The following is a 19,301-nucleotide window of genomic DNA, read 5'->3' on the forward strand; positions in this document are numbered from 1 at the left end:
CCATAGCTCGTAATTTTACACTCAATTTATACCGTGACCAAATGTTTAAAAATATGGCACAAGCTCAACGACTTTGTTCTTTTGGTCTAGACACGCTTAAGCAACTTTTTAGAATGAAATAGCCCTGGCCCACCAGAGGATTAATTTTATAGTTAATTTACTGTCGGTGGGCAGTGCTTAATTTTAGGATTGTTAGGTTTTAAATTGGTTTTATGCACTGCCCACCCTACGATGAATTAATCTATGATCATAATAACACTGGTTTCCAATGCTATCTTAGGGAATGAAGAGCCGACCGACTCCCATATAATTCTCCATATCAATCACAATTTCAAGTAGCCGGTCTACACATTTATCCCGATAGGCTCGTTCATCCAAGACCCGATCAGCATTGCCAATTGTGATGACAGGAAGGGAATTGGACTTGTTTTCTTCACGCAAAACCTTCTCCAATGCATCCTTACCTTTCATTTTTCGATTGGCTGTTAATAGAATCATTTGATTGGCTTGAGCAAAGCGCCAAACAATTCGATCATTGCTATCGATTGGTAGCTCAACCTCTTGAAAGGAGACAAAACGGATGGGGAGAGTTTCAAGCCAACCTTGATTAGCAATGTTGCCTAACAAAACTACTGCATGTCTCTCAAGATTGTGATCAATCAAGAAAATCATGCTTTCTGTCCGTGTCTTGCTTTCTGTTCCTGGAGTTTTGCCCACAACGCTTCTCGACCGGGTTTAGGGGGCATTGTTGCAATGCGAGCAAAGTGTTCTCGATTCCGTTGTTCCCAATACTGTCGGTTTTCCTGTTCCTCTTGCAAAATAGTTTGATACTCTGCTTCGACTTGGGTACGATTTTCTTCAATGTATGATAGTGCAGCGCTTACTTGTTCGTTAGTGAGGTTAAGAACATCCCCAATTAACTTGGGTGGATACTGAGCTGTGACATAATCCATCACATCGTAGAGAGTGATACGTGTTCCGGCAATGGTTAATCCCCATTCTGTGCGGATTATTATAGCTGTCTCTTTTGTTTTGAGGCATTCCTTGATAAATTTCTTGACACCAAGATAGAGCAGACTGTTTTGAGACTCTGGTTTACATAGGTCAATGTGATTCTTTGGTATGGCAACCGGCTTCACTTTTTCAATGCCGGGGTTGGCACTATCTGGGTCTACCACCAAAATCCCTTTGACAGGCTGAGTTTCATAGTAGACCTTTGTGGCAATGCCTAAACTCCGGACATTTTCTCGATACCATTCATTTAATTCCCGTAACTGAGGGGAATGAGCTTTGAGTTCCTTTACACTTACGGTGGTTTGTGTCAGAACGCTAATATTATCAATTAAATTAGCTAGATGAGCCCCAGTGTGGGGAGTAGCCAGAAATACAATCCCTTTCGTCTGCTCAAGAATAGCTTGCTTTTGAAAGGTCAAGGCACTGTTGAGCATTTTTTTGACTAAAAGCCCGCCCATACTGTGAGTAATAAAGATTAATGGACGTTGGCCGAGCTCGCGGCTATCTAACCAATCTAATAAATTACTCGCTTGATCGAAAAGGGGCATACTGCTGTTGCTTTTCCAGTTTGTCGCTTCAGCCTGATACCCAAAAGACCAGATGTTAACGCATAAATTATCTTTTCCTAACCAACCTAGCCAGTAGTGATCATCATCCCGTTTTCCCTGGGGATGCCATGTGGTTATAGCATCCCCTCCCAGCCCGTGAACAAACACCACATCGGCACTGGGCACTAAGTCCTGATGGCTTGAGATTTCGATTAAGCCGGTTAAATCACTCAACGATTACCCTCCAGTTAATTATATAGCATGAACCAGTAGATGCCTGAAACCCAATGTCGAATTATTTTAACACAGGAAAATATAGGGAGTCGGGAGTCGGGAATCGGGAATCGGGAATCGGGAATCGGGAGTCGGAAATTCTTAATTCTTAATTCTTAATTCTTAATTCTTAATTCTTAATTCTTAATTCCATAACCGTACATTTTCTATCAATTACCCCTCCAAAAAAAATATAAAATTACTTGACAAATAAAATAATTATCGTTATGATTATAGTTATAAACCTTAAAACGTTTTTTTGACTATGTCTGACAACTTCCGCCCTAACCCAGAAAACAATCCTGAGGAGATTACTCCTAGTAATACTCCTCAGGAACCTTCCCAAAAAAAATACCCGATTAAGCACATTCTTAAGGGCTCTCGCCGGGCAATAACCAACACCATGCATACCCTTTATGCGCGGGGTTACGCCCAAATTGACGAGTGGAGCCCCCTTCAGCCAACTGACATTCCTGGGGAATTCATCACGGTAATGACGAAATACTTAATGCTGGGTTAAGGGCTTAAATTTTGGGGGGGTTTCCCCCCCTGGCCAAAGGCCAATCACATCGGATCACGTCCGAATGGGTTTACAAGGTTGAGACATAGGTAACAATTCCTAGCCGTGGAACATAGTTCTGCGGCTATTTTTTTTGGTTAGAATGTAGAATTAAGAATGTAGAATTAAGAATGTAGAATTAAGAATGTAGAATTAAGAATGTAGAATTAAGTGCGATCGCTCTTGTCTGGTGGGCAAATCGACATGAAAACTGATTACTTGGTCAAACTTTCATAATTTGCCCACCCTACTCCTTTCAAACCGCTCAACCTTCTCGCAGCTTCTCAATTTCCTCTACAGGTAAGCCAGTAGTCTGGCTAATCGTTTCATTATCTAACAGAGGCAAAAGTTGGCGTGCTATTTCGTTCTTAGTTTGTTTTTCTGTAAAAATAACTAGCCCTTGTTGGTCATGAATAAACATCTCTCTTTTTCCTAATTCCTCCAAATCTTTCCTACTTAAATTTGCCTCAGAAGCAATCCCAAATGCCTGTTTAAACTCCGGTTTTTCGGCCATTTGCGGTGGCACCGATTCTAACAAAGGTGCATTTTTTAAAAAATACATCCACAACTCATCGAGTTGCTCTAACTCCTCCAACTGCTTCTCAAACTTCGGTAGTTCCACAAACACTAACTGCAAGTGATTTTCGATGTAGTTGATGTTGGTAGTTTCTTCTCGTAACTTGAAATTAGAAATTATCTGATTATGCTCAGGAAACATGACAAAATCGGTAATCGTCAGAGCAATCACTGGCTTGAGATAACGGTAGCCTTCTCCTTTACCTAACTGTAGAGAGTAAGCTTTAGTAGCATTGTATAAAACTCTTCTGGCAAAGGATTCTACCTGCAAAACCTGCATTTCAATAATCACCAAAGAACCATTCCTAAGTTTGGCCTTGACATCGAGGAAAGAGTCTTTAAGGATTGGAAGAGGAGAAGACTGATAAGGGTCAATAATTTCCAAATCTTGGATCAGAGGTTGATTGTGGTAGACCAGAGCATTGAGAAAGCTAATCAGAATCGGTTTACTTTCCTGGGATCCAAAGATTTTTTTGAAGGCAAAGTCGGTTTTGGGGCTGATAAATGTCATTACTTAGTTCTCCACTAAACGTGGTATACTCTAAGTATACTATCTAAACTATATCCAATTTTTTTATTGACCAAAAATCAGATGTTGGTGCCTTACAATGACGGGCTTTCCCAGGCGCTCAGAGGCGATCATTTAAGCATTTTTCAGCTAACTTAATTATGCAATCACCTAGCATTACTAACTCCTTAGATGCTTTTCTCCAACAACCCAACATAGAAGCTTCTCCTGCTTGGGAATTCATCCATGGACAGCCGAAGCAAAAACCGATGCCAACATTGTTTCATTCCCGCCTCCAGCGCAACCTCGTAAACGCCATCAACAATCAAACCCATGCTTGCGTTGCGATTCAAGAACTCCGGTGCATCATTCCTCCCTTATCCCCGGTACCAGATATTGTGGTTGTTAAACGCGATCGCTTCCAGGATCAAGATGGCCCCCTGCAAGGTTCACCGGACTGGTTAATTGAAATTCGCTCCCCTGACCAAAGCACATTAGACCTACAGAACAAAATTCTGCACTGCTTGAGCAACGGCACTAAGCTGGCTTGGCTAATCGATATTCAGCGACAGCAAATTTGGGTTTGGGAAAACCAGGAACTACCACTGGTGTTTGCCGGAACTGACATACTCCCGACCCTTGACACTATCTCAGACTTTACAGTGGAAGCAGTCATCGCCATGACCCGACAGCGATAACTGAGGGGGATTACTCGCTCTTGTCGGGTGCGTTTTTCGTTCGTTACGCTCACCCTAACACACTGTTTATTTAGCAAAACAAATAGCATTCCACTCTAGTGCGATCGCAATTGTTGCTCCGTCAACCATGTATTCACCCAAACCCGGTCGTCTTCCGACAATTGCGGTAGTGGCTCTTCATTATAATCTATCAGTAAATCATAACTAGCTTGGTCGTAGATATTATTCAACAATAAGTGTAAATCTACTAATGGTTCTGTATCTCCAGACTTCAGCGGTAAGGGAAATGAAGGGATAGGATCTGGTAAATTAAATCCATACAAATCAGCTTGAGGACGACGGTCTCCTCGACTGACTAAAATTCGATAATGAGTTTCAATATTGCTGTGATAAACTGGCATTGGTTTTCCCTTACGCAGTAAATCAATTTCTACTAAATGAGTGAAACTGCCTAAAACTTTATTTCGTTTAGTCTCATATTGCTTGCGTCCTTCCCCAGAACGTTTATTAATGGGAGAGAGGATTTCAATAGCTGTTACTACTTCTTTGGTAGCTACCTCTCGCACTTCTAAATAACCTTGTTTAATGGTTTCAGGTACAGGAACTTCTACTGTTTGGGGTTGAGTTGGAGCTTGTGCAACTGCAAAATTAGTCATTGCTTGTTTAGTTGTCACCTGTGACCCTTTGACAGTTAAATCGGGAATGCCAACTAGTAGGGATTCTTCCCCAATGGTTTCATACATGCGCACTTCAACACCAACTCTGTATTTTGGACGCAGTTGAGGAGAAAGGGATCTGGCTAGTTCAACAATGAGCCAGTGATGTACTCCTGGCCAAACTTCTGGATGTTCTAGGTAAGGGTTCATCCCTGGAAAAGGGGAAGGCATAAAATTTCCTCCTCGGTGCTTAGAGCGTTCAACTTAGAGCATTCAGCATTCAGGTTTTAGAACTTAGCTGACAGCTGACAGCTAACGGCTGATGGCTAAAAGTCTATTACTTATTCTAAAGCGCACCATTCAACACTTGTTGTGCCGAAAGCTGTAACCCCGGAAAAATAGTTGATTCAATCAACTCATCCCTGACAAAAACCGTTTCCTCATAAAGATCATCCACCAACTGCAACACCACAACCTGCTCTTTGAGCGGATCGACAATCCAATATTCGCGAATTTCCAGCAAGTTATACTCCACTCGTTTGCTGCGATAATCCGTCGTCCGAGTCGATTCGCTAACCACTTCAACCACCAAAAAAGGTGGCGATTCGTTGAGACGAATGATCGCCTCTCGATCCAGCATTCCCTGCCATTGCTCCAGTGTTGCCACCGTCACATCTGGAATCCGCGCTGTATCCCAACGTCCCCCACGGGGCGACTCGATCGCGAAGCGCTGCTGCAAGCAGATGGCAATAAACCCTTGCTTAGAAACCCAGGCTAACCCCTGAGCCTGAATTTCAGCCCGATATTGATCGTTGAGAAACTCAGTAATTGCACCATGTTGTCCTTTGGGTTGAGACATGGCAATCAGTTCCCCATTCACCAGTTCATAACGCCGATCAGTGCCATCGTTGTAGCTTAAGTAGTCTTCGAGGCTAAGCAGTGCAGTAGTGGCAGTCATCGGAGTTTTCCTAAGAAGCCATTTTTTTGATAATACTAGTTTAGCAAAAAATGGGTTAGAAACTGTCATTTATAGCGATTTGCCGATAAGTTAATTATGAAAATGGGGCAAAAAAGATAAAGTTTACTTTTTAATTAGCAATAATAAATAACTTAGGTTGGATGCCAACTGCTTTATTCCCTATTCCCTTCCCCCCTTATTAAGGGGGGTTAGGGGGGATTCCTTTTCCCTGTTCCCTAAAAACCCATAAATATGTAGTCAATAAAGTCGCAAACCGCTATATCTTCTAATTCAAAGGGTCTTGTGCTGGTAATCCTACAGCACGGGGAAACTTAGCTACTGTTGGTGACAATACTTTCAAAAACAAACAATGACGAACACTATCGCTCAAAGGGGTAGTAAATTTTTCAACTGATTCAATTTTTCCACCTAACTTTTTTACCGCTGGCTGTAAAGCTTCGGTTTCTTCATCTGTCCAATGACCACGATAGAGAATCGCCAAACCTCCTTGTTTCAGAAGTGGTAGAGCATATTCAGCACAAACAGAAGGGGCACTAACAGCACGAACTAGAGCAATATCGTAGGAGTGTCGATGCTGTCGCTTCTGTCCAATGGCTTCTGCTCTGCCAACTAAAGTTTTAACATTATTAATTTCCAACTGGGGGATTAAGGTTTGGAGAAAAGTAATTTTTTTGCGAGTGGAATCGAGTAAAGTAATAGCAGTATTAGGAAATGCGATCGCAACTGGTAATCCTGGAAATCCCGCCCCCGTTCCAATATCAATAATTCTCTGTCCTGGAGTTACAGACTGCCATATGGGAGCCAATCCTACCAAAGAATCCCACAGATGCTTTTCCCAAAACTCCTCGGCAGCGGTAATCCGAGTTAAATTCAACTGGCGATTGCCTGACAAAATCCCTTCATAGAGTTTTTGAAACAACTGTTGTTGTTCTGGAGCTGGCTGCCAATTTAGAGTTTCTTGCCAAACCTCTGTCATTTGTGGCAGCACTAAAACATTTTGCTCATTTGTCATTTTTGCTCTACCGTACTTGTTATGCTAAATAAACACTTTGGCAAAGGGAGCAGGGAGCAGGGAGCAGGGACTAGTGGAGAAAGCCCGTATTCAAAATTTTTTGTGAGTTGAATAGCATAATTTTAATTCTACAGTAAGCTTTCTGGGCTTTTTGAGTATAAATTTAGCATAAAACGTACTGAATAACGGTAATTTTTTAATTTTTAAATAGGGTACCTAAATAAATTGTGATAATTTTTTTTCCCTACTCCCTACTCCCTACTCCCTACTCCCTTTCCTAAAGTACTCAACACTCACCACTAAGCACTAGCTAGATCAACAGCTTTTAATTCCCCTTGCTTAAGAGTCCAGCAGCGGTCAGCAATGGGCAGTAAATCCTTAGCATCGTGAGTCACCACTAGGAGTGTCCAATGGGTTTTGAGTTTTGCCAGCAGATTAACTAACTGTCTTCGCATAGACCAGTCTAATCCAGCTGTTGGTTCATCCAACATCAGTATATGGGGTTGACGAATCAGTTGTACTGCCAGAGCAAGGCGTCGCTGCTGACCACCACTCATGGCATGGGGTGAAGTATCCAGGGTAAAATCAGCTAGTCCCACTTCCCCCAAAGCATCATAAACCCTTTGTGACCCCAACTCTGGATGTCCCATCCGCAATTCTTCCAGGATAGTCTTACCACAGAAATGCCGTTCTGGAAACTGAAACACTAATCCTGCCAGTTGTGGTAGCTGGTCGTTTGTGAGTTCGGTTTCTCCCCAAAAGATGTTTCCTGCCGTGGGCTGGGCTAATCCTGCCAAAATTTCCAATAATGTGCTTTTACCAGAACCACTAACACCAATCACTAGTCCCAATTCTTGTGGTGCTAGCTCTAGACTCAGACCCTTCAAGATCGGGGTGGAGCTAGCTGGTGGATGATAGGTTAAGTCTCTAAGATATAGCATTGCCTTTTGCCCACTCCTTCCCTTCTCCCAAAATTTTGGAGGTTTCAAAATTTCATAGACATTACTATCTTAAGCACTCAGCTATCAGCTATCAGCTATCAGCTATCAGCTATCAGCCATTAGCCTTTGGGCCACGCTATGGGAATGGCTGACCGCTGACCGCTGACAGCTGTTCGCGCAGCGTGCGCGTAGCGCATATGCTTACTTACTATCTTATCCCCCAACTTCCGGTACTATGGAACCTGGCATCAAGTGCAACGTCAGTACTGAGGTTAGTAGCATATATTTTTAATATTGCCACAATGACGATGAACCAACGGTTTCGAGCACCAAAACAGATAGTTAAAGCCTGTGTCAGCACAGCAGTTGTATTAATCGGTTTATGGGGAATGCCCACCTTGGCAGCTGACCCCTTTCGCGACAGTAATCCTCGGAACATTGATGACACTGTTCAAGATGCGTTTGACTTCTTCTTCAAGGAGGGAAACTATAAAGAGGCTGAAGCTTATCTAAAAAAATCGGAATCTAGGCAGTCTAAAGAACCCATGACCTATGCTATGCTATCATCTCTAGCTTACTTAGATCAAGATTGGGAAACCTTCAAGACCTACGGAACTAAAACTCTTAAGACTGCTAAGGAAATGATTGCCTCTGATCCTTTGCGAGGTAATCTCTACACAGCAGTAGGTTATTTTTTGGAAGGGGCTTACGATTTTGAAAAAGAAGGTCCTATCAGTGCCTTGACTAAATTACATAAAGTTTTTGAATATCTGGATGAAGCAAAAGAAATTGCTCCTAATGACCCAGAGCTAAACTTGATTACAGGCTACATGGATTTAATGTTAGCTGTCAATTTACCATTTTCTGACCCATCTCAAGCCATTGACAAGTTAGAAACCTATGCTTTACCATCTTATTTAGCCTATCGAGGCATTGCTGTAGGATATCGAGATTTAAAGCAATATTCTAAGGCAATAGACTATGTAGACCGGTCAATGGAAACAACACCAAGCAACCCAGATGTACTTTACCTTAAAGCACAAATTTTGCGAAAACTGGGGCAGGAGGAAAAAAGTTTAGATTTTTTTAACAAAGCTTTAGAAAAACAGAATCAACTGCCAAAACGCCACGCTGCTCAAATTACTTACGAGCAGTGCAAACTTGAAAATAAACTCACAGACGGGGATAGGAATTGCTCCAAGGAACGGAATCGCATCCGGAAGCGGGGAACAGAAGTGGTTCAGAAGGATGACTAAGTTGAAGGTTGAAGGTTGAAGGTTAAAGGTTAAAGGTTGAAGGTTGAAGGTTGCAGGTTGAAGGTTGCAGGTTGCAGGTTGCAGGTTGCAGGTTGCAGGTTGCAGGTTGCAGGTTGCAGGTTGCAGGTTGCAGGTTGCAGGTTGCAGGTCTTACTAAGGACTTAGAACTCAGAACTTAGAACTCAGAAGTATATTTCACGGAAGTCTTGTTCAACAGTGAATCTTGATCAGGTATAATCACTCTCGTAAAGAGTTCGGGATTGTCCTTGACTTATGGTTCGCCTCAAGATAGTTAACAAGTTTGATAGCAGTTTCGTCCTAGCTCCAGAAGCCCGAGACCAGTTATTTGCTTTACTAACCGGGGAAAACTTCTTGGCTCAAGTAGCTGAAGCGGCTCAAGCTGACAGGGTTGAGTTTACTGAATTACTGTTTCAACCAGTTCCCTACACCACTTCAACCCCTAAGGGAATGCCAGCGGACTATGAGCAGTATCACGAATCTGATGATTATATCATCATTAATGTACCTCCTAACTTCATGTTCAAAGCCAAAATATTTAATCCCAGTCGCCTGTGTGGGATTTATCGCAAATTTCAATAAAATTTAGTTTTTATATTTATTTTTTAATAGTAATTTTTAATCCCATCCCATGCTCACCTCTGATAATCAAATTCCATCTCTGAAGGATTTAGAATTTATTCCCTATCTGGATGAAACGGGAAATCTACCAGAATATTTACAAAAAAAGATTGGTGTATACGCTATTTTTGACCAAGATAAAACCCTGAGATTTGTGAATTATTCCCGGGATGTATATATCAGCATCAAACAACATTTAGTTCGTCAGCCTCACTCCTGCTATTGGCTAAAAATAGAAACCATTGAAAAACCTAACCGGAGTCGATTAGAAACGATTCGTAAGGCATGGATTGAAGAGAATGGTGTGATACCGGTAGGGAATGGAGAGCAGGAAAATCTCTGGAGTCAGCCGATTGATGCTAAAGTGACAATGACTGAAGCAGAGCAGTTAGACTATGAGCAAAGTGAGGAATTAGCAAAAACGAAGATTCTCAAAAAAATTGCTCGGAGAGTTGAAGCTAAAATTAAAGATGAGCTAGAATCCCGAGGGGTAAAGACTGAAATTCGCTTCAATCCTAAGCTTAAAGAAAAGGGTTTACTTGACATAAAATGACTATCTCAACGGCTCATCCAGCTCTGCTAGTTCTCGCTGATGGCACAACTTACCAAGGCTGGTCTTTCGGAGCGACTGGTACAACCATTGGTGAAGTAGTGTTTAACACTGCTATGACGGGTTATCAAGAGGTGGTGACAGATCCCAGCTACTGCGGTCAAATTGTGACCTTCACCTATCCAGAATTAGGCAATACTGGTGTTAACCCGTCCGATGAAGAATCTGCTCATCCTCAAATCAGAGGTGCAATTGCCCGTAACATCTGCTACCGGCCCAGTAACTGGCGCTCTACCCAGTCCTTGCCCGATTATCTCGCAGAACACAACATCCCAGGAATTTACGGCATTGATACAAGGGCATTGACCCGCAAAATACGCTCCATTGGTGCGATAAACGGTGCCATTTCCACAGAAATCCTTGACTCCACTGAGTTATTGTCCCAAGTGCAAGCGGCTCCGAGTATGGCAGGATTAAATCTAGTTAAAGAAGTGAGCACTGACGAGGTTTACGAATGGTCTGATCCTACGGAAGCAAATTGGGAGTTCGGTCCGGCAGTTGATGGGGTAGAAAAGGACAAGGGTTTGACAGTTGTTGCTATCGATTTTGGCATCAAACGTAATATTCTCAAGCGTCTAGCTAGCTACAATTGTCGGGTAATTGTCGTCCCTGCTAATACACCGCCAGAAGAAATTGCTAAGTATAATCCCGATGGGATATTTCTGTCCAATGGACCAGGGGATCCGGCTGTAGTACTCGAAGGCATCTCAACCACCAAAGCCTTATTGGAGCGTCAGCAACCTATTTTTGGCATCTGCATGGGACATCAGATTCTTGGTCTTTCCCTAGGAGCGCAGACCTTTAAACTTAAATTTGGTCACCGAGGTTTGAATCACCCAGCCGGTTTGCAGCAAATGGTCGAAATTACTAGCCAAAACCATGGTTTTGCTATTGATCCCGATACCTTAGGGGATCAGGTGGAAATTACTCACCTAAATCTCAATGACCGCACTGTGGCAGGGTTGCGTCACAAATCCTTACCGTTCTTCTCAGTACAGTATCACCCAGAGGCTAGTCCTGGTCCTCACGATGCTGACTATTTATTTAAGCAGTTTGTCGAACTTATGCGTTCGCACAAAGCCCTTGACTAGAAACTGATTGATTCTGCGAGGGTTTGCGTTCGCGTAGCGGCGACCCAGGAGCATCGCTCATAATCCCCGATGCCAAACCCCAACTGTAGGGTGACCGGGTGTGGAACTATAAAATAGCCCCTGCATTGGCAGCAAACCAAGAAATATGCTTCAGTTATGATTAATCGGTTAGAATCATGGCTGGCTTAATTTTACCCTACCGCTAGACCCGGTCACCCTACCCCCCAAACTCTGATACTGTTGTATAATCTAAAATTGACGTTGTTTTAGCCCCTTGACGTGCTAAGCAACAAGCCAAGGTATGGTTATAGGGCGCGTTTATCAACGGTAACCAAGTCATCAATCTACTGTCACAGTAGTCAACTTGACAGTAGAAGTATTAGATTATTGATATTTATAAGCTATATCGAGGAGGGTGTTATTCCTGAACAAATAACCCTTACAGTCAGTTTAAGGGGCACTCGCCAAGTCGAGTCAAATTATCAAATTTTCCGCCTTACTGGATTGCTAGATGCCTTTTCGGAATCTACTCTCCGTAACGTTATTGGCAAATGTATTGATGAAGGTCCAGCGGATATTATTCTGGACTTATCTAAAATTGATTTTGTCGATAGCTCTGGTTTGGGTGCTTTGGTGCAGCTAGTAAAGAAAGCTCAAACTTCTGACGGAAGTCTACAAGTCGTGACCAATCCCCGGGTGACTCAAACTGTGAAACTAGTGCGCCTAGAAAAATTTTTCTCCCTGCAAGATTCTCTGACGGTAGCTGTGGAGAAAATCAAGTCTAAGTGACAAAATCGATGGTGATGGCGGGGGCAAAACCCGCCTTCACTTTCAGAAGCAGTGGGGAATCGGTGAGAGTTGAGTGTGAGTAAGTTGCCGTTTTGCTAATGTATTGAATACTCTAAGCAGAAATTGTTGAAGGATGTCAAATTTGGTCTAGTAAACAAAAGACCGTGAGACCCCAAAGATGGCTCAAACAGATGCACAATTAGACCCCTTGGAAGAGGATAGCCATGGCGGTGGAACTGACTCTATAGTATTGTGGACAGAGTTTCGATTTAGGCAATTCATGGCGAAAGTTGATCAAATCGCCAAAATTCAACAGATTTCCCCAGCATCCTTGGCATATATAGGAGATGCTGTTTATGAACTCTACATCCGAACCCACTATCTGCTACCACCGAGGCGAATCTGTGACTATCATAACCAGGTAGTGGCTCACGTCAGAGCAGAAAGCCAAGCTAAGATTTTGCGATCGCTTGAACCTTACCTAACTGCTTCTGAAAAAGACGTTTTACGGCGCGGACGGAATGCTGCTACAAAGAGCCCCCGGCGTCTCAATCGAGAAATCTATCAACAAGCTAGTAGCTTAGAAACTTTACTGGGATACCTCTACCTTACTGATACTCAACGCTTGACCCAGTTATTGGCTCATCTACAACTGGATACCCCATAAATCCTAATTCTATTATGGCTAATCAAAACCCCTCCTCTGATGCCTCCTCTGATGCTTCTGGTCAGATCAAGTCAGGGAAGTCCTCTGATCGGCAAGGTGAGAATAAAAAATTATCTCGTTCGACCTCAGCCAATTCTCAAAAGAACGGCAAACCCCCTCGAAAGAACTACCACTCTCGAAAGCCACGGCCAAAACATTCCCATTACTCCGAGGAAACTCAGCCGAAGCAGCATGGGTACCCTAAGTCAAAACTTGTAAGTAGCACAGAAGAAGAGAGTGACTTAATCTACGGGCGTCATTCAGTTCTAGCAGCTCTCCAAAACCAGCACCAGCTAAACCGAGTTTGGATTATTTCCCAGCTGCGTTACGATCCTCGCTTTCACTCTTTACTAGTTCAAGCCAAGGCTAACGGTACAGTAATTGATGAAGTAGCACCAAAACGCCTGAGCCAAATTACCAAAGGTGGTAACCATCAGGGTGTGGCAGCTCAAATTGCACCTTACCAGTACATAGATTTAAATGACTTAATTGACAAAGCAAAATGGGCAACTGAGCAGCCAGTTTTATTGGCTTGTGATGGCATTAATGATCCTCAAAATTTAGGGGCGATTATTCGTACGGCAGAAGCTCTAGGGGCTCAAGGCTTAGTCATACCCCAACGTCGAGCTGTTGGTGTCACCTCAACTGTAAGGAAAGTGGCAGCAGGAGCTCTAGAAACCTTTCCTATTGCCAGAGTTGTCAATCTTAGTAATGCCCTAGAGCAGTTGAAAGCTGCGGGCTTTTGGATTTACGGAACTGCTGCCGGTACTGGTAAACTTTTACACAAAGTTGATTTGACTGGTTCAGTAGTATTAGTAATAGGTTCAGAGGGGAATGGTTTAAGCCTAAGGTCACAAAGCTGCTGTGACATGTTAGTCTCAATTCCATTACAGGGTAAGACCCCTAGCCTCAATGCCTCAGTAGCAACTGCTATGGTGTTATATGAAACTTATCGGCAGCGTTGGTCAGACTTACTGTATATCGATAGTACTTCCAATCAACAGATTGTGAAACAAGAAGAGTAAATGGAGGATAAAAAGGTTTAAAAGCCGATTAAATTAACAGAGATTATCCTGGAAACTAGGTGGATGTCATGAAAGAATCCTTAATCAAAATCTTAGACCTCTTCGGGTTAGCGTTTTGGGTGGAAATCATCACCGAAACCCCCAAGTGTACCTACTACTTTGGACCCTTTGTTAACCAGCAGGAGGCTCAGGCTGCCAAATATGGATATATTGAAGACTTAGACAATGAAGGAGCTCAAGGCATCATGGTAACTCTCAAACGCTGCAAACCCAATAGACTAACAATTTTTGATGAGTTGCCAGAACAGACTGAACTAGACAAATCCTCTAGCTTAAGTAAGCCGATTTTTTGACAAAGGATGAAGTTTAACCTGTAACGTGTTAAGTGTGAAGGATGAAAACGCTCTAATACTCTCTACTTACAAGTATGAGTCCGCAGTTACTTACTAACCTGCTGAGGTAATTTAAAGCGGCAAAGCTAACTCAAAGTTAGGCAGAATAGTTTCCCCTGACAAAGTAACAGGAAATTTAGCAGTCTCAACAGCTTGATTGGGACGATAGATTTCAACCTCTTTGCCCTGGGGGTTAATTAACCAGCCTAAACGTAAACCACTGTTCAAATAGTCTGGCATCTTTTCCTGTAGAGGCTTGAGGGAATCAGTGCGAGAGGCTGGATCATGACTGTCTCCTTAGTGGAATGATTAATATCAAGTCAGGTTGAATACCCATAATTAGAGGGAGGGTGGGACCCACCCCTAACCCCTCCCAGGAGGGGAAGTGTGGGGAGATGGGGAGATGGGGAGATAGGGAGATGGGGGAGATTTTTATTAAGGGTAATTATCCCGACATGATATAAGTATTCAACCGGACATGATATAAGCTAACCGCTCCAAGTATAGTTAGCATGTGCTGGAAATTCAGGATAAAATTACGTGGTGTTGTGAGAAAGCAAAAATACTTAGTCTAGAAATGTTAACTTCTTCCGACCATCTGACCGATTTATCCGATGCCCACTGGCAGAGCAATTGCCGTTCTGTTGTCACTGGCGACCCCCAGCTGAAGAAACTGATGACATCGGTTTATGGGGTTGACCAGCAAGTAAAGTACCTTCACTTACAGGCAGAAGTTGAATCCCTCTGGCAGCAGCAGCAATTACTTAAGCAACAACGGTTGGTTTTGCGTTAAACTAATGCCTTTAAGTACAGGCATTACTGAAAACGCTGATGCTTGGCTGACCAACGCTTAAGGCTATAGTTATTTGGTTCATCAATGACTATAGCCGCAGGACCCCCATCCCCTAAATCCGCGATCGCTGTCATGGAGCTGCTGGCATCTTGGGAAAATTCGCTGTAGAGTAAGGCTCCTGTGTCAGAAAAAATCATGGTGCGGGGTTTGTAGATAGTAGTTGCCCGATCTGTATCCATCCCGTCATTAATACTATCCGATAGACCAACCTCTGTAGATTCTGAGGTAACCGATATTTCTTGATATAAGGTTAGCACCGCTTCCGGCTGGTTGTTGCCAGTCAGCTCGATCGGTCTAACTGACCAATGCCCGATCTCCTGAAGCATCATTGGTAAACTAGGAAGGGGTCCTGGGGAGAACTGACCACTGTTGATTAACTCCTGCCAGAGTACTGGCAGCATGGTTGACACCGACTCGGGGTTAAGGTGGTAGAGTGCTGACAAAGTGATCGCACTTGGGTCTAACCAGCGCAGAGCCGTCTCCGTGTGTGCTAGCAGGTGCTGATTAGATCCATCAATAGCCACGGTGTCACTAGGGAGTTTCCCACCTGCTGCCAACAGCTTAATCATCCCTTCCTGGTAGGAAACCCCCTTGACCGTAGCTGTGGTTGATTGTTGGATACCATTCTCACTCCAAAGGCTAATCCGAATCTGGGGGTCAACGTCTAAGCCCAAATATCGCCACAGTCGCTTTCCCTTGGTCAAAGTGGGCAGCCGTAAATCAGAAAACGGCATCCACCGCCAACCCTGACCATCGTGAAATGCTTTTACCTGTACTTGATACCAAACTTGCTCCGGTTGTTTTTGTAGAGTCAGAGGAACAGATGGGCAGGGGGATAGGGGGGAAAGTGCTATACTCTGTTCCTCTGCTATAGAAACCAATTCAGTACTTTCCTGCTGCCTTTGGCAGTGCTGTTCTCCTATTCCCCCATCTCCATCTTCCGGTTGCAGCCAATCCGTTGCGTTGACAGTTTGAATGATTTCTGAATTGCCAACCAGTTGACTGAAGTGCCTGACGATGGCTGGAACTGGGTTTAAGGCATTGTCCATATGGTTGAGGAGTTGGTAAACCTGGGGATTAGTTTGGGGTAATTCCTTAACCCATGCGATCGCTTTTTGAGGGTCTTCCTGGGCTGCCAAAATCAACCCTCCCCAAACTTGCACATTGCTGTCATCAGGATTGACCTCTAGTGCTGCTTCCACCCGCCCCCACAATCCCCCAGAATCGGTCTTTAGCATAGTGATAATATCCCCCAACTGAGCACCATTCACTGCGGTCTGAAACACTGTTTTTGCCTCCGCCCAGCGACCATCCAGGAGATAGGCAAAGATAGCCGCACTCGCACTTGCCCAAATTTGATTTGCCTGAGACTCGGTGACCTGAGCGTGCAGTTTAACCAAATCTATTTGGGCTTGAGCCTCTGCTGACCAGTGTTTTGGTCTCTGTTGGTTCAACCATTGCCAAGCATCAGACCACAAACCATGACGGGCTAGGATTAAACCATTCTGATAGGGTTTAGTATCTATCGCTGCTTGGGTTAGGGAAATTTCCTCTAGATAAATCGGGTTGGGAACAAAAGAGCGAGGTTTCATTTGGTAAACCTTGAACTGGGGTTCCAAGCCTACAGTATGATTAACCACTAATTCTGGAGTAGCACCACCGGTCACTTCCTGCCAATAGGGAGAACCTTCATTAGGGCTTGTCCACTCCAACATCATACTCAGGTGTGTCTGGTCTTGATTGTAGTGAATAATTTGTCCATAGCTCTCGGGTGTATTCTCTGAGACCACTTGACCCGAGAGGTTGAACCAAAACCCTTCCTCTAGAGCTTGTTGATCGAAACGATCGAGTTTGGTTAAAGGTAGTGAACGAGAGACACTAGCATCACCGGATGCTGTGTTGACTTGGGTAGACAGCACAAAATATTCGACCGGGGCAGTGATAGGCAGCTGACTAACTAGCTGATAATACTGCTGTTCGCTATGGCTTTGTTCAAGAGGCTGATAGACTCTGAGTTCCACGATCTGGTCACAATTACTTTGGCATGATGGTGGTGATCCCAAAATCGGTAGCAGCAACTCAGAGTTAAGGGAAAGGGGTGTGCCCGCCGTTAGCCCATTTTCACGAATCTCCCCTTGAATTTGGGCAAATGTCTTGGCAGATGAGGGAACAGTCTGGGGGATACGAGCCCAACTCGGCAAAATGTGATTGATCCAGACAATCGAATCAGGGTCAATTATTAACATAACCGCCACCCAGATACTACCGGCAATGATACCGCTAGTGGTGATTAAGGCAGCGATCGCGCCCAAGGTTGTTAACCAACCACCTCTACTAGACTTTTGCACTGATGTTTTAATGGTTTATCTTTCCAGTTTTTTCCTAGTTTGAAAAAAATCTTGGGGGCAATAGATAGTAATTAGCCAAATAGTACAGATTTTTGGACTTAAACGCTAATTGTCCATGTCTTTGTCATTCCCCCTTGCTCAATCTAAAACAAGTGCACCCTAAACCCTTCAACCTGTGATTACCTGCTCATACAGTTCACCAGCACGTTCCCAAGTATATTTCTGTTCAATATACGCTCGCCCATTTTCCGACAATTGCTTACGGAGCTGGCGGTCTTCAAATAACCGACTAATGGCATAAACATATTCTGTTGTATCATTTGCTCGCAATGCCCGCAAAGGGACATCCCCGCCATCAACTGTCAATCCCTCCAAACCGCGATCGCTTCCCACGACCGGTACTCCCGCTGCCATCGCTTCCAGAGTTTTATTTTTTACCCCAAATCCACTCTGCATTGGCACCACAAATATGGTTGCCTTATGAAGGTGGTCTACTAAAGAAGGCACCGAGCCAGTTACACTAATCCCTGGTATATCTTCTAACTCTAGCACCGCCTGCACCGGTTTGGGTCCGACTAATTCTAGCTTGGTATCACCATAGCGCTCTGTAATTGCTGGGAACACGTCTAGGCTAAAATAACGAGCCGCTTTGATGTTTAGTGGGTTATCCATCGCCCCAGTAAATACTAATCTGTGTCCACCAGGATCAGAGATGCGCCGGGGAAATAGATGAACATCAACCCCATTAGAAATCAATGTAATTTTACTGTCTAACTCAAATGAGTCTATTTGCCGTCGATCTTCCGCTGTTGTGACTATAATGTCTGTGAACTTAGCACAATATTGCTCTTCATAGCGACGTAATAGGGGCAAATTTAACTTGTCTTTCAGCTGATTGTCTGATGTTTTGGTTTCGAGCTTGTCCAGGGATTTCCGGTATACAGAATGATGAATATTCACCAAAGTTCGCAGCTGCTTCCGCCACTCTGGTCGCACATAAATTTCATTGGTACTGTGTTCACAGGTAATCAGGTCAAATTTTCCCGCCTCCACAGCCTGATCCACCCATTGCTGCATTGGAGTTGAGTAGAGTTGGAGCACTTTCTGGGGCGTTCCCTGTTGCAAAATGGTACTCCAGCGCTGTAATTTCTCCTTTAAGCCTTCCTCTTGTTCTGATGGCTGCGGTTGGGGAAAAATCACCAGTTCTTCCACCCACTGCTGCAATTTTTCTACCTCGATGTCCGTGATATCCTCAGAACGTTGAGTAACCAAGGTTATAGCATGACGCTCACTCAGGTACTTGAGTAAATTAAACGTCCTGACCTGAGTTGCCCCCCGCGTTGGCGGATAGGGAAAGGTTGTGGAGATCATTAGAATCTTCATAGGACGTTACTACTTGGACAAATAATTGGCAACAAGGAAACGGCAGGCAATAATTCATTCTTATCTCACTTTTTACCTGAGTTAAGAATGAATTTATTTATACTATTTAAAATTTTTATAAACTTTTTTTAACATTTATTCATGTTAATTTACTCCAAATCACCATTATATCAAATCCTTGAGCATCGATATTGCCAAGCTTGGGGTTTTTGATAATTTTGATTACTCCAGAGTAATTCCCGATTACCTATTACCCAAAACCCAAAAAACAACGACAAAGAACACTATCCAAAAAACTGGACAGTATAAATGTATTATCTCAGTACAGGACAAAAGTTGCAAAAAGTGCCAGGGAGAGGGTTTGATGGAAATTACCACAAAGACCACAAACCCTCATGGAACAGATTAACCAACTTCGAGCCAAATTGCGACCCCACCTGGGCTG

Annotated in this window: 20 protein-coding genes and 1 pseudogene; 11 read left to right on the top strand and 10 right to left on the bottom strand. The window is 43.6% G+C overall.

Annotated elements, in window-relative coordinates; translation table 11 throughout:
- Nucleotides 1-276 precede the first annotated feature (276 nt).
- Nucleotides 277-672 carry a DUF5615 family PIN-like protein gene (locus F6K51_RS29825; protein ID WP_293027157.1) on the bottom strand — a complete coding sequence of 132 codons (396 nt, stop codon included), beginning with the start codon at nt 670-672 and terminating at the stop codon, nt 277-279.
- Entirely contained in the window at nt 669-1,796 is a 1,128-nt protein-coding gene (locus tag F6K51_RS38665) for a DUF433 domain-containing protein (RefSeq protein ID WP_365940358.1), read from the bottom strand. Before F6K51_RS38665 ends, F6K51_RS29825 begins: the two co-directional genes overlap by 4 nt.
- A 304-nt stretch (nt 1,797-2,100) precedes the next feature.
- Here F6K51_RS38665 and F6K51_RS29840 point away from each other — a divergent pair, with 304 nt between their 5' ends.
- Nucleotides 2,101-2,355 carry a hypothetical protein gene (locus F6K51_RS29840; protein WP_293027160.1) on the top strand — a complete coding sequence of 85 codons (255 nt, stop codon included), beginning with the start codon at nt 2,101-2,103 and terminating at the stop codon, nt 2,353-2,355.
- 304 nt (nt 2,356-2,659) lie between these two features.
- Here F6K51_RS29840 and F6K51_RS29845 read toward each other — a convergent pair whose 3' ends face one another.
- Nucleotides 2,660-3,481, bottom strand: a complete 822-nt coding sequence (locus F6K51_RS29845) for an Rpn family recombination-promoting nuclease/putative transposase (protein WP_293027164.1) — start codon at nt 3,479-3,481, stop codon at nt 2,660-2,662.
- 158 nt (nt 3,482-3,639) lie between these two features.
- On the opposite strand from F6K51_RS29845, the gene F6K51_RS29850 reads away from it, so the two are divergent.
- Nucleotides 3,640-4,176, top strand: a complete 537-nt coding sequence (locus F6K51_RS29850) for a Uma2 family endonuclease (RefSeq protein ID WP_293027167.1) — start codon at nt 3,640-3,642, stop codon at nt 4,174-4,176.
- Between the two features lie 95 nt (nt 4,177-4,271).
- Here F6K51_RS29850 and F6K51_RS29855 read toward each other — a convergent pair whose 3' ends face one another.
- The 4 genes from F6K51_RS29855 to F6K51_RS29870 all read right to left on the bottom strand — a co-directional run bounded on the left by F6K51_RS29855 (nt 4,272) and on the right by F6K51_RS29870 (nt 7,764).
- Nucleotides 4,272-5,063 carry a DUF4058 family protein gene (locus F6K51_RS29855; protein ID WP_293027170.1) on the bottom strand — a complete coding sequence of 264 codons (792 nt, stop codon included), beginning with the start codon at nt 5,061-5,063 and terminating at the stop codon, nt 4,272-4,274.
- Between the two features lie 115 nt (nt 5,064-5,178).
- Nucleotides 5,179-5,790 (bottom strand): Uma2 family endonuclease, encoded by a 612-nt coding sequence (locus F6K51_RS29860; protein WP_293027173.1) that lies wholly within the window; start codon nt 5,788-5,790, stop codon nt 5,179-5,181.
- Between the two features lie 286 nt (nt 5,791-6,076).
- On the bottom strand, nt 6,077-6,823 hold the full coding sequence (gene rsmG / locus F6K51_RS29865) for a 16S rRNA (guanine(527)-N(7))-methyltransferase RsmG (protein WP_293027176.1): 747 nt from the start codon (nt 6,821-6,823) through the stop codon (nt 6,077-6,079).
- Nucleotides 6,824-7,122: 299 nt separating this feature from the next.
- Nucleotides 7,123-7,764, bottom strand: a complete 642-nt coding sequence (locus tag F6K51_RS29870) for an ABC transporter ATP-binding protein (RefSeq protein WP_293027213.1) — start codon at nt 7,762-7,764, stop codon at nt 7,123-7,125.
- Nucleotides 7,765-8,072: 308 nt separating this feature from the next.
- Between F6K51_RS29870 and F6K51_RS29875 the strand changes: the two genes are divergently transcribed.
- The 8 genes from F6K51_RS29875 to F6K51_RS29910 all read left to right on the top strand — a co-directional run bounded on the left by F6K51_RS29875 (nt 8,073) and on the right by F6K51_RS29910 (nt 14,233).
- Nucleotides 8,073-9,020 (top strand): Sll0314/Alr1548 family TPR repeat-containing protein, encoded by a 948-nt coding sequence (locus F6K51_RS29875; protein WP_293027179.1) that lies wholly within the window; start codon nt 8,073-8,075, stop codon nt 9,018-9,020.
- A gap of 273 nt (nt 9,021-9,293) precedes the next feature.
- A complete protein-coding gene (locus tag F6K51_RS29880; RefSeq protein WP_293027182.1) occupies nt 9,294-9,620 on the top strand; it encodes a hypothetical protein in 327 nt (108 codons plus the stop codon).
- A 49-nt stretch (nt 9,621-9,669) separates the two neighbouring features.
- Complete coding sequence (locus tag F6K51_RS29885) at nt 9,670-10,212, top strand: GIY-YIG nuclease family protein (protein ID WP_293027185.1); 543 nt, start codon at nt 9,670-9,672, stop codon at nt 10,210-10,212.
- Nucleotides 10,209-11,360: a glutamine-hydrolyzing carbamoyl-phosphate synthase small subunit gene (carA, locus tag F6K51_RS29890; RefSeq protein WP_293027188.1), complete on the top strand. Its 1,152-nt coding sequence runs from the start codon at nt 10,209-10,211 to the stop codon at nt 11,358-11,360. Before F6K51_RS29885 ends, carA begins: the two co-directional genes overlap by 4 nt.
- A 432-nt stretch (nt 11,361-11,792) precedes the next feature.
- Complete coding sequence (locus F6K51_RS29895) at nt 11,793-12,149, top strand: STAS domain-containing protein (RefSeq protein WP_293027215.1); 357 nt, start codon at nt 11,793-11,795, stop codon at nt 12,147-12,149.
- Nucleotides 12,150-12,327: 178 nt separating this feature from the next.
- The gene (locus tag F6K51_RS29900; RefSeq protein ID WP_293027190.1) at nt 12,328-12,816 is read left to right on the top strand and encodes a ribonuclease III domain-containing protein; all 489 of its coding nucleotides are present in this window, start codon (nt 12,328-12,330) and stop codon (nt 12,814-12,816) included.
- Between the two features lie 14 nt (nt 12,817-12,830).
- Nucleotides 12,831-13,880 carry a 23S rRNA (guanosine(2251)-2'-O)-methyltransferase RlmB gene (gene rlmB, locus F6K51_RS29905; protein WP_293027193.1) on the top strand — a complete coding sequence of 350 codons (1,050 nt, stop codon included), beginning with the start codon at nt 12,831-12,833 and terminating at the stop codon, nt 13,878-13,880.
- A gap of 68 nt (nt 13,881-13,948) precedes the next feature.
- Complete coding sequence (locus F6K51_RS29910) at nt 13,949-14,233, top strand: DUF1816 domain-containing protein (protein WP_293027196.1); 285 nt, start codon at nt 13,949-13,951, stop codon at nt 14,231-14,233.
- 111 nt (nt 14,234-14,344) lie between these two features.
- Here the strand turns inward: F6K51_RS29910 and F6K51_RS29915 are convergent.
- Nucleotides 14,345-14,548, bottom strand: a pseudogene (locus F6K51_RS29915) (Uma2 family endonuclease); the annotation flags it as partial.
- 301 nt (nt 14,549-14,849) lie between these two features.
- Here F6K51_RS29915 and F6K51_RS29920 point away from each other — a divergent pair.
- Entirely contained in the window at nt 14,850-15,065 is a 216-nt protein-coding gene (locus F6K51_RS29920) for a hypothetical protein (RefSeq protein WP_293027199.1), read from the top strand.
- 23 nt (nt 15,066-15,088) lie between these two features.
- Here F6K51_RS29920 and F6K51_RS29925 read toward each other — a convergent pair whose 3' ends face one another.
- Nucleotides 15,089-17,473, bottom strand: coding sequence for a hypothetical protein (locus tag F6K51_RS29925; RefSeq protein ID WP_293027203.1), 2,385 nt, complete (start codon nt 17,471-17,473; stop codon nt 15,089-15,091).
- A gap of 168 nt (nt 17,474-17,641) precedes the next feature.
- Nucleotides 17,642-18,856, bottom strand: coding sequence for a glycosyltransferase (locus F6K51_RS29930; protein ID WP_293027207.1), 1,215 nt, complete (start codon nt 18,854-18,856; stop codon nt 17,642-17,644).
- Nucleotides 18,857-19,301 lie beyond the last annotated feature (445 nt).

This window comes from Moorena sp. SIO3I8 (assembly GCF_010692325.1).
In the GTDB taxonomy this organism is placed as follows: domain Bacteria; phylum Cyanobacteriota; class Cyanobacteriia; order Cyanobacteriales; family Coleofasciculaceae; genus Moorena.

Excerpts from the sequence above, each read along its gene's own strand:
- F6K51_RS29825 (WP_293027157.1), bottom strand. The coding sequence starts at position 672 with ATGATTTTCTTGATTGATCACAATCTTGAGAGACATGCAGTAGTTTTG.
- F6K51_RS29840 (WP_293027160.1), top strand. The coding sequence starts at position 2,101 with ATGTCTGACAACTTCCGCCCTAACCCAGAAAACAATCCTGAGGAGATT.
- F6K51_RS29845 (WP_293027164.1), bottom strand. The coding sequence starts at position 3,481 with ATGACATTTATCAGCCCCAAAACCGACTTTGCCTTCAAAAAAATCTTT.
- F6K51_RS29850 (WP_293027167.1), top strand. The coding sequence starts at position 3,640 with ATGCAATCACCTAGCATTACTAACTCCTTAGATGCTTTTCTCCAACAA.
- F6K51_RS29855 (WP_293027170.1), bottom strand. The coding sequence starts at position 5,063 with ATGCCTTCCCCTTTTCCAGGGATGAACCCTTACCTAGAACATCCAGAA.
- F6K51_RS29860 (WP_293027173.1), bottom strand. The coding sequence starts at position 5,790 with ATGACTGCCACTACTGCACTGCTTAGCCTCGAAGACTACTTAAGCTAC.
- rsmG (WP_293027176.1), bottom strand. The coding sequence starts at position 6,823 with ATGACAAATGAGCAAAATGTTTTAGTGCTGCCACAAATGACAGAGGTT.
- F6K51_RS29870 (WP_293027213.1), bottom strand. The coding sequence starts at position 7,764 with ATGCTATATCTTAGAGACTTAACCTATCATCCACCAGCTAGCTCCACC.
- F6K51_RS29875 (WP_293027179.1), top strand. The coding sequence starts at position 8,073 with ATGAACCAACGGTTTCGAGCACCAAAACAGATAGTTAAAGCCTGTGTC.
- F6K51_RS29880 (WP_293027182.1), top strand. The coding sequence starts at position 9,294 with ATGGTTCGCCTCAAGATAGTTAACAAGTTTGATAGCAGTTTCGTCCTA.
- F6K51_RS29885 (WP_293027185.1), top strand. The coding sequence starts at position 9,670 with ATGCTCACCTCTGATAATCAAATTCCATCTCTGAAGGATTTAGAATTT.
- carA (WP_293027188.1), top strand. The coding sequence starts at position 10,209 with ATGACTATCTCAACGGCTCATCCAGCTCTGCTAGTTCTCGCTGATGGC.
- F6K51_RS29900 (WP_293027190.1), top strand. The coding sequence starts at position 12,328 with ATGGCTCAAACAGATGCACAATTAGACCCCTTGGAAGAGGATAGCCAT.
- rlmB (WP_293027193.1), top strand. The coding sequence starts at position 12,831 with ATGGCTAATCAAAACCCCTCCTCTGATGCCTCCTCTGATGCTTCTGGT.
- F6K51_RS29910 (WP_293027196.1), top strand. The coding sequence starts at position 13,949 with ATGAAAGAATCCTTAATCAAAATCTTAGACCTCTTCGGGTTAGCGTTT.
- F6K51_RS29920 (WP_293027199.1), top strand. The coding sequence starts at position 14,850 with ATGTTAACTTCTTCCGACCATCTGACCGATTTATCCGATGCCCACTGG.
- F6K51_RS29930 (WP_293027207.1), bottom strand. The coding sequence starts at position 18,856 with ATGAAGATTCTAATGATCTCCACAACCTTTCCCTATCCGCCAACGCGG.